We start from the raw sequence: 13733 nt of genomic DNA on the forward strand, positions 1-13733 counted from the left end.
AGGTTGAGCTACTTAGAACTTTTGATTCCGTATATATTAACCTCAACTGGATCGGACTCAATCACGAGCAACTGTTCTCCAACTTCATAAGTCACCACTGCCTTCACCCGATCCTGGCCGGAGTATCCAGTCTTATTGGTTAAGTGAAATGCCAGTTCAGAATTTTCCAAGGGTCTTAAATTAATTGCTTGAGGAGGTTGGCTAAAGTCTTGCAGTGCGCCATCAGAAACGTTGCGAATCTCAACACTTTTAATAATTAGCGTTGCATCTTCTTGTTTGGGATTTTCAACCCGGAGAAACACAGTAGCAAAGCCAATGTCTCTGTTCGGTCGAGGGGGTATTCCTACAGGAGGCTGAATTTCTTCTCTCGCCTGGAGCGTGATGCTTCTAATCGCAACATGTCTGGTTGAAGGCATAGTAATTTGGATCGTTGAATGCACCTGCATAGAATGAACTGGCGTGAACAAAATAGGGATACAAGCCGCATTGGTCGCTAGAGCCAGTAAGAGAAACGTTCTGACCACTTTAACCCCCTTCCCTTGTCCCTGTTTAAATGTGTTGGACTCGTTGGAAAACCTCTATAGGGAACCTGGTTACGAGAGCGTCCAACTGATGCGGATTGAGCCTGCCGTGTTCATCAGTTGCTCCCAAGTCAAATCTGCATGGTAAAATCCCCAAGGATTATGGAAACGGAACTGAAATGTTCCATTGGATGGGTTGTAAGAGGTAATGGCATAGGCATGACCGCTGACTAAACCGTAGTTGTTAGTGAAGACTCCAGCTTCTAGCAATCGATCCGAATTAACTAGGTCGATTAGCTCCTGCTGTGTCATATCATTGGTACTCCACCTAGTAGTGGTAGTCAGCCCTGAAATTTGTGCCATAGCCTGCCATTCATAGCCTAGAGAAATCCCTGAATAGGAATTGGTGCTATCCCAACGACCAAGCCACCCAGACTCGTTGATCTGAGCGTAGGCTTTTTCAGCCAAAGCAACCCACAATTCGTTGTCCGATTCATTGTAGGAGCCACCGCCCCAACTAGCATATACCCGATCTCCCGAGGAGTAGGTTGGGAAATACCTATCTACCGTGACATAGTCGGCTACACCGTTGTTGTATAAGCGAACAGTATAGGTGTTGTCACCATTGTCGATAAACATATTCTGAATTAGAGGGGGTTTATCAACTGCCGCTGCGGCTAAAGCTGCCAGGTAGTAACAATCACCGCAAGCACCCTGAGCGACATCGTCAATGCTGATACCGTTTTGGAACAGAGAACCATTGACAAATTGATAGGTCGTACCGCTATCTGCCGCTGGGCGATCGGTTCCCAAGAACCACTTGCCAATCAGTTTCTCCAGATGGTCGGCACTGCTGCCTGCATACAAGTTGCCCAAAGGTTCGTGTGTCTGACCCCCGCCGGTATACCACTGGTTAGCAAGATTACCGTTGACAATCTTGTCTGACAGGTTGTGTACGTAGTCTGGCATTAACGATCGGCGATCGCTCACCAATGTCCGCAAGTCTGTCAGTTCGGTGGCGTCAACAACCCCCCCATCTTTCGTATTCCGAAAAATCGCGATCGCATCATTGCGACTCAGTTGACCATCCCTTGCCAAGTCACGCGCCAAGTTGACAATTCCCCCATCGCTGAGATGTTCGCCATACCAATCTACCAGCCTGAGGGTGTAGTTACCTGTGCCACCCTGACCAGAACTTGTGACCCGCAGAATGTAGTTAGTGCCTTCTTGTACTGTGAAGGTGAGCTTGGAGTTGAGGTGGAAGGGAGAGCTTCCGGAACCGCTGTCATCGTTGTAGGTTATAACTTGTCCGCTGTCTGCATTCACCAGTTGCAGGTAGGGATCGAATTGCAGTCTGGTAAAATCTGCGGGGTCAACATGAGCGTTCAGGTTGACGGTCACTTCCTGATTCGGCAGTAAACCCCTCAACAGATAGTCATCGCGGAAGCAACCGGGACGAGTCGGGTTGCTTGGGTCGGTCGATTCTAATTTTCCCCTGACTAAGAAAGGCCATGTATCTGGCGTCAGGTTGGTTGGCGCAGCGCTACCTAATGTCCCACTAGCAATAGAAGCAGCATCGACAGAACTGCTTCTAGAAATACCCATACTCGGTTGTAACGGATCTCTGATTTCACCAGGGTTTCCCTCCGGCGCTTCTGATAGTAGCCCCCCGACCGATGAGGAGTTGGCAAAGTCAGGGCTGATTCTATAGTTGGATTCTAATTTCTCTGATGTTAAAAACATCGTTTTGGGGCCTCCATTACCCGGTATAGAGAGAGTACGCCTGAGTCTTTCTAGTCACTCAAGCGGAAGTTCCGGTATGCCCCACCGTAGACTCAGTTTTATTATAATAATTTGTTGATTTATTCTGTATTTATTGTTACTTTTTATCTTAAAAATTATTAAAAATTAATAGTTAAAAGCGCCTTGAGTCAGTGCCATTTCTTCACAGAATCTTTAAAAACAAATCAGTAAAAATACTGAGGTTTGGGGAGATACAGGATGGGAAAACGTTGCTGTTTTAAAGATTCCGTGAATCTTGCGTGTAAGTACTGGTTTTTATTTTGAGGGCAGGGTAATCTTATGATTGCAGAACTTAAGCACAACCAGCCTAGAAACCGGGTTTCTTGCTGGGAGATTTTTCCGAGAAACTTTGGTGTTTGCGTAAGTCCTGAGAACGCTATTTTTAGTTGATTTGATGACAGAGACTAACCTGCGATCGCTGTGACAAAATTCAGAGGATTGTGAGATGACCAACTCGTACCAAAAATTAGCCGTTGCTGCCACTGTCGCTTTTCTGAGCTTGGCATCTACAGAAGCCAAGTCTGTCCAAGCTGCCTTCATCGCACCCTACGATCCAAGCAATTTTACGTTGACGAATACAAACGCCAACGGATTTGTGGACACAAGTGGCGCTCCTGCATCGATTACACTAACTGGGGGCGATAATTTATCTGGTGTCTTCGGCACCACCGATTACACAACAACCGCACTGTTTCAAGGTTTGGTTAGTTTCAATTGGGAGTATTTTAGCTTTAACTCTTCACCACAATTAGATCCTTTTGGATTCCTGCTGAATGGCAACTTCACTCAATTAACCGATAACAATGGTTCGACCAGCCAATCTGGTATATTTAATATCTCGGTCAATACGGGTGATATCTTTGGGTGGCGAGTTGCAACGATTGACAATGCTTTTGGACCAGCCAAGGTAACCCTCTCCAACTTCAACGCCTCCACCCCCGCAACAGATGTGCCCGAACCCTCCTCGATTTTGGCAATATTAACCTTTGGGGCTTTAGGTCTAGGGTCAGCATTCAAGCGCCAACAAAAGCAGTAAAAATCAGGGCAGAATCTGCATCATTCTAACTTCTGAATTCTCAGGTAGAAGTTGCAATCAATGTCTGTTGACTTCAACCGGATCTGACATCACGACGCTGACTTGCTCTCCAATCTGATAAGTAACGACTGCCCTGACCCGATCTTGCCCAACGTATCCGGTTTTATTGGTAAAGTGGAAGCCAATTTCAGCGTTGGCTAGCGGGGTCAAGCGAATTTCTTCCGGTATGGAATGAATCTCTTGTGGAGGGCGGCTAAATACCTGCAATGTATTATCAGAAACATTGCGAATCTCAACGTTACGAATCGTCAGTGTTGTGTCTTCTCTGCGTAGATTTTCGATCCGGAGAAAAACAGAAGCAAACCCAATATCTCGGTTGGGTTGAGGACGGACTCCTTTAGGAGGCATTCTATCCTCTCTAGCGAGCAGAGTGACGCTTCTAATTGAAATATCTGTTGGAGAGTGCATCGTAGTTTCAGCAACTGGGGATACCTGCAAATGATTAGCTTCTGCCAAAGGGGCAGCGTTACAGGCCGTGCATATAGCTAAAGCCAGTAAAAGTAATAGTCTAACCATATTGAACACCTAAACAACTCACTTAAACCTATCTTTTGGTAGAGAGGTAACTGAGGGAATTTAACCTCAGTCACCCCTGATTTCAGGCTCTCAGAGAGACTATTTGTAGAGCTTCTTAGGTAGTTGTGTAACTCCAGTCAGTGAACCTTTCTTCCCCAGGTTTACCGTTGATAATTTCACTCCAAGTGAATTCGTCAGTGTGTCCCCACGGGTTGTGGATTGTAAACCGTTGGGTAGTTGAGTTGTAACCGACTAATGTGAGAGCATGAGCGGCCCAGTTGAGGAAGACGATACGACCGGCGTTGAAAGCATTGATCGCAGCTGTGCGATCGCTATCAGTCAAGGACGTATCCCTCACTGTGTTACGCGCTGTAATTTGGCGAACGGCATCATCAGGCCAACCCCATTCAATTGCTGCGTAGGAGTTGGTAGTGCCGTGACCTGTCCAACCGGCCTCATTCATTTGGGCGTAGGCTTTTTCAGCCAAAGCAACCCACAATTCGTTGCTGGAGTTGTTATAGAGTTTGCCACTATCCCGGTTAGCGTAAACAAATTTTCCCGCAGCATCAGTTGGTAAGTACCTGTCTACCGTGACGTAGTCAGCCACACCATTGTTGTAGAAGCGAACGGTGTAGGTGTTGTCACCGTTGTCGGTAAACATGCTTTGAATTGTGTTGGGAGTCCGGAGGGCGGTTCCCGCCAAAGCTGCCAAGTAGTAGCAATCACCAAGACTACCCTGGTCTATATCTTGATAGCTAATGCCATTTTGGAATAAAGAACCACTAGCAGATCTGTAGGTGGTACCGCTAGCTGCTGTCGGACGATAGGTCCCCAAGAAGTGCTTCCCGATCAGGTTTTCCATTTTGGTTGCGGCGTCGTTTCCAACCAAGTTGCCGATTCCAGAGCGGATATTCGGATCGTAGGGGTTAACAATCTTGTTCGACAAGTTGAACACGTAGTCTGGCATCAATGACCGGCGATCGCTAACAAACTTCCGCAAGTCTGTAAGCTCAGTAGTATCAATAACACTACCGTCGTTCGTATCCCGCAAAATCGCCATCATGTCATTGCGATTCAGTTGACCGTCAGCAGCAAACTGACGCCCCAAACCAATAATTCCTGGGTCGCGGAGATTCTGACTATACCAATCCCCTGTAGATACGCTCAGATAGTAATTGGTGTTGCCACTGTATTGATAAACTTGGACAAAGTAGTTGCCTGCCCCTAAAGATCGGCTAATCCATTCGGCAGGAGTACCACTCACTTGCGAACGTTGCAGCTCATCAACCGCATCAACAATGCCATTATTGTTGGCATCTCGAATCAGACGTACATCAGCATCAGCACCCAAACCAGCTACGGTCAAGTTAAAGTTACTCGTAGCACTAAGGCTGAAGCGATAGACATCAGCGGTATCAGTGTTACCAATCCAGTCACTAAAGGTGCGAGTACCTATCAGATTACCAATGTTGGTTTCAGTCGGTAGCAGGTTACTGGGTGAACTGGTGGGACTCGGCGACGTAGCAGACAGCCTTAAAGTATAGGCAGTGTTAGCACCTTGGTAGGGATAGACCTTGAGATAGTAAGTCCCAGCACTCAAGGTGTGGTTAATCGCTTCATCCGCACTGCCAGATCGGTTCGAGATGTTGAGTTCGGTCGTGCCATTGCTGGCAAAAAGCCGCACATCTGCATCCGCACTCATTCCTGTCATAGACAGGTTGAAGTTGCTAGCGGCGCTCAAGGTAAATTTGTAGTAGTCTATGTCAGTGCTAGTGACAGAGTCAGTAAGCACTCTGGGAGTAGCGGTCAAAGTACCAACATTGTATGCAGTCGCCGGGGTGCTGCCAGGATCTGGTACAACACTTGCCTCAAAGCTAGCTTGGCTGATACTAATGGGGAGATCCACCAGTTCCGCCATGACGCTTGTAGGTTTTACTGCTGTATCTAATTGTGGTTGATAAGCAGACCACGCGCTGGTACTTGCATCGCTGGAAGAGATAGTTTGATCGAATTCTTGTGGTTTCAACATTTTACAGCCCTCCAGTTAACAATCTGGAGAGAACATTCGCACGTCGTGCATTTTGCACGATGGTATTCAGACTTGCTTTAAAGCCTGATATCTTTTTCTAGCAGGACTTACGTAAAGAAACTGGGTTTCTCTGAAAAATGGATGGCTAATTGCTAATTGCTCATTGCTAATTGTCAATTGCCTCCAGAGCAGCCATTAGCGATTAGCTATTAGCAGTTACACAACCTTTGCTCAGGGACATGATATCAGCTTTGGTTCAAAACAATGCCAGTCTTTAAGAGCTTCTATTTGGGAAAGGCTCTCTTTACTACCACGCGCTGGAAGCCAGATCCCCATTTATAGAGGATCGGGACTTACGCCAATAAACCGGGTTTCTCTGAAAAATCGTTGAAAAGGAAACTATAGATCTACGAATAAACAAAGGTGATGGCTTCGTCGTGGGTAAGTCCTAATGGTTTAATTCTCGTTTCTCTTCTGGAAATTCCGGTTGATTCCGGCCTGCGCTCTACCTCAGTCTTAGCATGAGGATAAATATTCTGGATTAAATTATACGATTACGACTAAAAAGTTATAAAAACTTATAATAGTTCGAGCTTTGCAAAGTCTTGATACTAAGACCATACTTTAGCGGTTAGTAGTAAGCGCTTCAGCGCTGAAGCGCTTACTACTAACAAAGCCGAGTTTGATTGCTATTGCTGGCGCTGGTAGAGGGACCAGTACAATCCTTTTTTCTGGATTAGTTCTGCGTGGGTTCCTTGTTCCATCAAAACTCCTTTATCTAAGACTAAAATCAAATCTGCGCGCTTGAGCGGATCAAATCGATGGGCGATCCAAAAAACAGTTCGGTTCTGAAACATTCGTTGCAGGTTCTGCAAAACTTGTTGCTCGGTTTCGCTATCCAAAGCCGTAGTGGCTTCGTCTAAAATCAAGATGGGCGCTTGGGAAAGAAACAGGCGAGCAAGGTTAAGTCGCTGTCGCTGTCCGCCGGATAAAGCGGTGCCGCGCTCTCCAATATTGGTTTCGTAACCTTGGGGCAATTCGCTGATAAAATCGTGAGCAACTGCTAATCGAGCGGCTTCTACAACTTGCTCGCTGGTGATGTCCAGATTGCCGAGGGTAATATTTTCCAAAATCGAAGAATTGAACAGAAAATCTTCTTGCAGAACGACGCCAATTTGTTGCCGCAAGGATGCTATATCGGCGGTTTTAATATCAAAACCATCAAGCAGAATCCGCCCCGCTTCGGGTTGGTAGAGGCGTTGCAATAGTTTAGAAACGGTACTTTTTCCAGAACCGCTGCGACCGACTATTCCTACTAGCATACCGGGCTGGACTGTAAAGGAAATTCCCCGCAGGATGGCTTCTTGGTTGGGTCGATAGCGGAAGAAAACTTGGTCGAAAGTTACTTGTCCTCGCAAGGGGGGTAAAACTAAACCCGTTCCCGGTTCGGCTTCGGGGGCAACGTTGAGAATATCGCCAATTCGGTCTACAGAAAGCAGGACTTGTTGCAGATTTTGCCACAGCTGAACTAACCGCAACAGGGGTCCTGTGACTCTGGCAGAAAGCATTTGAAATGCTACCAATTGACCGACGGTAAACTGGTGTTCGATGACCAATTTGGCTCCAAACCAAAGAATCAGCAGGTAGGAAAAACTGGTGAGAAAATTGGCGATGTTGTTGCTGATGTTAGAAGTAGTAGAAGCTTTAAAACCAGTGCGGATGAACCGGGCGAACAATCCTTCCCAGCGATCGCGTGCTGTCTTCTCCGCACCATGAGCTTTCACGGCATGTATTCCCGTCAGCGTTTCCACTAAAAAAGACTGGGTATCAGCGCCGCGATTAAAGGTTTGATTCAGCCAGTGGCGCAGTACCGGCGTCGATACCAGGGTCAGAATAGCAAATAACGGCATCACCGCCAAGGCAACTAATGTCAGTTGCACGTTGTAATACAGCATCAGCGCCAGATACACCACCGCAAAGATAGAGTCTAAAACCACAGTTAAAGCAGTGCCGGTGAGAAACTGGCGGATGTGTTCGAGTTCCTGTACCCTGGCGACGGTATCTCCCACCCGCCGCGATTCAAAATAAGCCAAAGGCAGGCGCATCAGGTGGCGAAACACTTGGGCTGATAAACTCAGATCGAGGCGACGGGCGGTGTGGGTGAAAATAAATAGTCGCAAGATGCCCAAAAGCGCCTCGAAAGTAGCGACGCCTAGTAATGCGATCGCCATCACATCCAAAGTGGACAGGCTTTCCTGTACCATCACTTTGTCGATAATTACCTGAGTAATAATCGGCGTGGCTAACCCCAACAGTTGCAAGGTGAAAGAAGCTAGCAGCACCTCCAACAGCAATCCTCGGTAATTCCAAACTGCTGGTAAGAACCAAGATAGGTTGAATTTTTCCTGCCGCCGAATCGGTTCAATTGACCACAATTGCCCGTCCCAAGCGGCTTCTAGCATTGAACGGGGGATGCTTTCGCAAGTTTGATTGGGGTGGGTGGGATTGGCGATGATGATGCGATCGCCTTTAACCCCATACAATACTACCCAGTCTTTCTGTTCCCAATGCATCAACACTGGAAACGATATTTGCGGTAAATCATTCCAAGTTACTCGCAAGTGTCTCAGTTGCAACCCCAATTTTTCCCCAGTTTCCACCAGATGTTTGGGGCGCTGTCCCCGCAATTGGCGCTGCACCCAGTCGAGTTGCACTGGACATTGCCACTGTTGCGCCACCATGGTTAAACAAGCCGCCGCCGCGTTGAGGTTTTGCACAACAGGATAGCCCGATACCATCTGGGGTGCGTCGGGAGTTTGCGGTTCCAAACGCCTTCGCGCTTCCTGCCAAAACCGCTCGATTTGAGGGGAGGAAATTTCGCTCCAAAGTGCGGCATCCCAACTTAAAACTACCACTTCTTTGCTCGCAGCTACTGCTTTGAAGCCACCGGAAAGCTTGAGCAACTCGCCAAACCAATCTCCTGGCGCTAAAGTAGCTAGCGCTTTAGCCGCTTGTTCTTCCCGCCAGCGCACCTTACCCAAAACAACGACAAACTGGTGTTTCGGTACGCCTTTTGACCAAATTTTCTCCCCCAGCTTGTAGCGATGAGTCTGGGCTTGATTTTTGAAGTAAACTTGCTGTGCGGGACTCAACCAGCAAAGGGGCGGTTTATCCCAATTTAAGCTGTTGCGTTCGTCTTCAACTTTTTTTAGATGACTTCCAGCTTGACCATCATCTGTTGCATTTTCTCGGTTATCCATAGCTCAAACAGCTCATTTTGCAGAGCTTCACTTAGTTGAGCGTCTTCTAACGAGGCTAGCAGAATTTGTTCTACTCGAAACAAACCCCAGCGGCCTTCTAGTTCTAGCGGTCCGATCAATTCTCCAGGACTGGCTTGATCGATCTCTGCCCTGATTATATCTGGCAGCGTTCCCCGACTCACCGGCCCCATCATGCCGTTGACTATTCGGTCTTCCGTGAGCGAATAATCTCTTGCCAGAGTTTCAAATGCCGTTCCCTCTTCAATTTGGCTGCGTAGTTCTTCAGCCAATTCTCGTTCGGCAACAACAATCCGCGACAAAACCACTCGATCTAAAAAAATCTTACGTTCAATAAAGAATTCTTGCAGTTTTGGTGCGGTGACCTCAGCTTTGAGTTTGGCGAGTTTAAACCCAGAGGTAACTTGAGCGTGAAAAGTAGGATAATCCATCCGATTGCTGGCGAGCCATTCCTGGAACTGCTTGGGGTCAGTTAATTGACGTTGCAAGCGAAAATCAATCACCGCCTGCTCAATTAATACCGGGTCGATATTTAAATTATCTCTTTGTTTGAGTTCCTGCTCTAGGACGTACTCGCGCAGGATATCCCGGATGAAAGCTCCCAGTCTGCCAGATAGTTGCAAATATCGGATTGCTTGTGTCAGAGAAATCGGCTGGTCATTAATGGACAGGAATGGTTGGGATTCCATACGCGAACCAGATAGGTAGTTTTTCTATATCTATTATTCAAGATTTCTGTCAGATGCACAAATATGCGAAACGCTCCCAGGACAAGATTACTGGGAGCCAGATAAAACGCAATAGAAACCCGGTTTCCTAAAAACCGGGTTTCTTTGCCTTAAACCTCGCGTGGTTTGAGGTCAAAGGTCACCTTAAATTGCCGATCTTTCTGGGGAATATTCCGATGAACGATCTGCGTCAGAGTATTCGTGGTGTTAATTACTTCCCAACCGACGGTTGAAAATGTTTTCTCATTGAAGATGCCTTCCGCTAACAGGGGATTGGTTAAAGCTTGGGAGAAGGCATCAATCGCGACAATTCGCGCAATCATGAGAGGCACATTCGAATTTTCCCAGGCACGATCTTCGGCAAATATTCCGACGTATAAATCAATATTGTCAACGTGACCGTACAATTGTTTCAGTTTTGCCTGAGCAGTTTCATCTCCAGTAATTTGGTTGAAATCTGTGACGCGGGGAAAGCCACATATTTCGCGGTAATCGTTGTAGCTGCGTAATTTGGCTTCACGACCCATTTTGATACTGGCGATCTCTACCGGAATCAAGAAATCAGGAGTATTGAACAAACCGATGATCGTTGCAGGTTGAGAAGAACTTTCCTCAAATAAAGCGCCCAACCCTTTATTGGTAATTAGGTCGTTGTTCCACATCGTCTGCGTCATATGCATTGGTTTGCCGTCGTAGGTTAGCGTGTCGGGAAGCGCGCTGTGCCAACGATAGACTAAAGAAAATTCAAAAGGCATCCAATTAGGGCGATACCATTTTTCATTGGTAAATGCCAGGGGGTCGGTGATGAATTTAAAGTGATAGGGAGTGATGTGATTGATATATTCTTCTACCACAATTCTCATCAATAAAACGATGACGATATTTCTGGCTGTTTGGAACAGGCGTTCGTCATCCCAAGTGGGGTAATTTTGGGCGAGCAAATCGCACAAGCGATTGTGTTCTCTTAAGAAAAGAGTGTTGAGCATCACGTAGCCAATTTGCACGTTAGCTCGTTCCACTTCTATCCCCATTGCAAAGGATTTGTGCTTTTGTTCGGGAGGAACTTTCTCCCACATTGAGCCTTCGCCCTCGGCGTGAGCGCGGGGTAAGTCTTTGAATTCTTCTTTAACTTGTCCGTTTTCGTCGTAGTAGTAAGGAGGATATTCTTCGCCGTTGATGAATTGACTTTTCAGCTTGCCGCCTTGATGCGATCGCAGCATTTCAGTAATGCTATGGTTTAATCCATAAAGGGGACACAAATCAATCTGGTGGTTCGAGGTATTTTTTAAATGATTGGTGCGGTCTGTTCGCAGAAATCCATCGGTAAACCATTGGACGAAATAAGGAAACAGGACGGTAGATTTAGGAGAGTATTTTGTTTTTCCGTTTATTTTGCGGAACAAATCAGCCGCTGCTTCGACAGAGGGAAGGTTGTCGGGAAGTTTTTCAACCGGCCCTAAATGCAATAACGAATAGGTACGATCGGTTAATGAATCCCAAGAGGTGTAGGGAGCCATTGTACTAAACGGATAGGGACGAGTGGGAAGTTTGTAGATGGCATTGTTGATCAACTTTTTGTTGACTGCCTTCTTCAGACCTTCGTTGCTTTGAATAAAGTCCCATATCGGTTTCAGGTGGGATAAAGCATAAGACTCTAGTCGGTTCTTAAAACCGTCTCTGGATTTGTCTCTTTTTTTGGTTGCCATGATTGTCTTTTTTACTCCATGTAAAAAGCGAGAGAATAGATATTTCGTAGAGAAGACAGTAGGGACAAGGCAGGGTAAAATCTTTTGGTAAAAATCAAAATTTATTCGACGCGTCCCTACTACAAACCAAACTGATTTTGGGGTGGTGGGTCAACTTGAAGGTCAATTTGCCTGCGATCGCATCTCGCAGCGTTTCGCCGTTGCTGGGAAAGTAGATGCCTGTTTGCGCCAGCGGATATGCGCTCTCGACTTGGAGTTGTTCCCCGCCGAAAGCTCTCACTCGCAACACAACCCCATCTAGGTCAATGATGGCAGTTTTTTCGTCTAATGTCTCTAACAATGCTTCCCAAGTCGCACCGCCAGTAGTACGCAGGATTTCCACTAGGGGGTGCAGCCATTGAGCTAATTGAGCTTGGCGTTCAAAGGATTGACTTTCCATAAAAGAAACGATCAAATTACCAAAGATCGCAACTCCAAGCCGTTCTCTTTCCCAAGGATGCCTGGCACACCAATTTTATGATTGTTGCAGCAGCATGTCCACGAAATCATCAAGTTTGCGGCTATTTCACTCTGCCGCTTCGGTGCCAAGTTGTTGCAAATCTTGTATGTTCGCTGCTGTCGCCTTATCCATCTGCACTATTTTTGGTTTGTGCAGCATCGGGTCAATTCTCAGATAACTCTTCGGTTGATGAAAGAAAGAATGCGGAATTTAGCCACGAGGTAATGTTCTCCTTTTTTGGACTTGATTGGTTTAAATCAATTTTCCCAAAGCGTTGGGAGTATCCACGGCAGGGAATTTAATTTTTCTACCCTTTTGGAGCCTTACTCTAGTGCAGGCGCGAGACACTTCTGCACTCGCCACCTTAATATTCGTCTTCCGTCGATGCTGGTGGAAGAGAGTTTCCCCCCCAATATGCCGCTGTCGTACCCTGTGCCGTGGCAAGTCTATCGCCGGTAGCTAAATCCCTGGGGATTCCCACAATCGATTACCGATGACCTATTAACGCTTGTTGCTAGTTATCTTTTTAGGGCTGCTAATGGCTAATGGCTAATAGCTAATGGCTAATGGTAGACCCGAAAAATATTCCCATCAGCAATTAGCAAGCTTGCGATTAGCTTCTGCTGTGCAACCCACGATAGTGATAACTAGCAACTTGGGTTATTACTGAACTATTCCTGACTAGCTGCCATTGCCCGGATAATGTCTCCACGGGTAAGAATGCCAATGACTTTACCGCTGGCATCGGTTACCGGCAAGCGACGATACCCGTCTGCGTGCATCATTTTTGCGGCTTCGCGCAAGGATTTGTCTGGGTGAACGCTCACCACTTGGTCGGTCATCACTTCCTTAACTGTTTGCCCCAGCGCCTTGTGCAAGTCTCGCTCGTACTTAGCGGGATTTTCCAAGTAAATCACGCTATCCAAGAACATGATATAGGCTGGGGGATTAACCCCCGATTCTTGCCACATTAAGTCTGTTTCCGAGAGAATGCCGCTCAGTTTGCCGTTTTCATCCACTACCGGCAAACCGCTGATACGTTGCGCCGCGAGAATTTTAATCGCTTCGTTGAGGGGCGTTTCGGGCCGCACGCAGATGGGATCGCGGGTCATCACATCGGCAACGGTATTAGGCATCATTTGCTTGCTTCTCTGGTAATTCCTCTAGTTTCATTGTATGAAATTACGGGACACAACTTTTATAGGCGGGCAAGATGCCCACCCCACAAGAATTTTTTGGGCTTTGTGGCATGGGCATCCTGCCCGTCTGAGTTATTTGGGCAACAGGTCTAATCAACGCGAGCGCACAAGTCTATGTATGTGATTATCGCCCAGTTAGGTGGAACGCGATCGTCAACTGAGCCTTGGCACCCGCATTCCGCACCCTCAACTGTCACAAGGGGGTGTTTCCAGTTTGCTGGATGGAAGAGGTTTTATCAAGCGAGACGAGAAGCACAAAACCCCGTACCTTTAGGTCGGGGATGTAGTGCGACCGGGACTTTTAAGTCCCGTCAAGTAGTGTCATGGTGACGCTGTTCCTCAATATATCTTCTCACGG

At 46.9% G+C, this 13733-nt stretch carries 10 protein-coding genes; 1 reads left to right on the forward strand and 9 read right to left on the reverse strand.

Features of this window, described 5'->3' with window-relative positions:
* Positions 1–8 precede the first annotated feature (8 nt).
* Both MiSe_RS30510 and MiSe_RS30515 read right to left on the reverse strand, forming a co-directional pair.
* Positions 9–416, reverse strand: a complete 408-nt coding sequence (locus MiSe_RS30510; protein WP_226587363.1) for a hypothetical protein — start codon at positions 414–416, stop codon at positions 9–11.
* A 177-nt stretch (positions 417–593) separates the two neighbouring features.
* Positions 594–2264 (reverse strand): C2 family cysteine protease, encoded by a 1671-nt coding sequence (locus tag MiSe_RS30515; protein WP_226587364.1) that lies wholly within the window; start codon positions 2262–2264, stop codon positions 594–596.
* Between the two features lie 505 nt (positions 2265–2769).
* On the opposite strand from MiSe_RS30515, the gene MiSe_RS30520 reads away from it, so the two are divergent.
* Positions 2770–3360: a PEP-CTERM sorting domain-containing protein gene (locus MiSe_RS30520; RefSeq protein ID WP_226587365.1), complete on the forward strand. Its 591-nt coding sequence runs from the start codon at positions 2770–2772 to the stop codon at positions 3358–3360.
* A gap of 57 nt (positions 3361–3417) precedes the next feature.
* Here MiSe_RS30520 and MiSe_RS30525 read toward each other — a convergent pair whose 3' ends face one another.
* The 7 genes from MiSe_RS30525 to MiSe_RS30555 form a co-directional block, all read right to left on the reverse strand.
* On the reverse strand, positions 3418–3936 hold the full coding sequence (locus tag MiSe_RS30525) for a hypothetical protein (protein ID WP_226587366.1): 519 nt from the start codon (positions 3934–3936) through the stop codon (positions 3418–3420).
* 115 nt (positions 3937–4051) lie between these two features.
* A complete protein-coding gene (locus tag MiSe_RS30530) occupies positions 4052–5965 on the reverse strand; it encodes a pre-peptidase C-terminal domain-containing protein (RefSeq protein ID WP_226587367.1) in 1914 nt (637 codons plus the stop codon).
* Positions 5966–6654: 689 nt separating this feature from the next.
* Positions 6655–9225 (reverse strand): type I secretion system permease/ATPase, encoded by a 2571-nt coding sequence (locus MiSe_RS30535; protein WP_226587368.1) that lies wholly within the window; start codon positions 9223–9225, stop codon positions 6655–6657.
* A complete protein-coding gene (locus tag MiSe_RS30540; RefSeq protein ID WP_226587369.1) occupies positions 9174–9932 on the reverse strand; it encodes a peptidylprolyl isomerase in 759 nt (252 codons plus the stop codon). The genes MiSe_RS30535 and MiSe_RS30540 overlap by 52 nt, the downstream gene beginning before the upstream one ends.
* Before the next feature lie 149 nt (positions 9933–10081).
* Positions 10082–11677, reverse strand: a complete 1596-nt coding sequence (locus tag MiSe_RS30545; RefSeq protein ID WP_226587370.1) for a peroxidase family protein — start codon at positions 11675–11677, stop codon at positions 10082–10084.
* Positions 11678–11771: 94 nt separating this feature from the next.
* Entirely contained in the window at positions 11772–12116 is a 345-nt protein-coding gene (locus tag MiSe_RS30550) for a hypothetical protein (protein WP_226587371.1), read from the reverse strand.
* Positions 12117–12847: 731 nt separating this feature from the next.
* Positions 12848–13312, reverse strand: a complete 465-nt coding sequence (locus MiSe_RS30555) for a CBS domain-containing protein (protein WP_226587373.1) — start codon at positions 13310–13312, stop codon at positions 12848–12850.
* Between the last annotated feature and the right edge of the window lie 421 nt (positions 13313–13733).

Origin of the sequence: Microseira wollei NIES-4236 (assembly GCF_020521235.1) — a bacterium.
GTDB lineage: Bacteria > Cyanobacteriota > Cyanobacteriia > Cyanobacteriales > Aerosakkonemataceae > Microseira > Microseira wollei.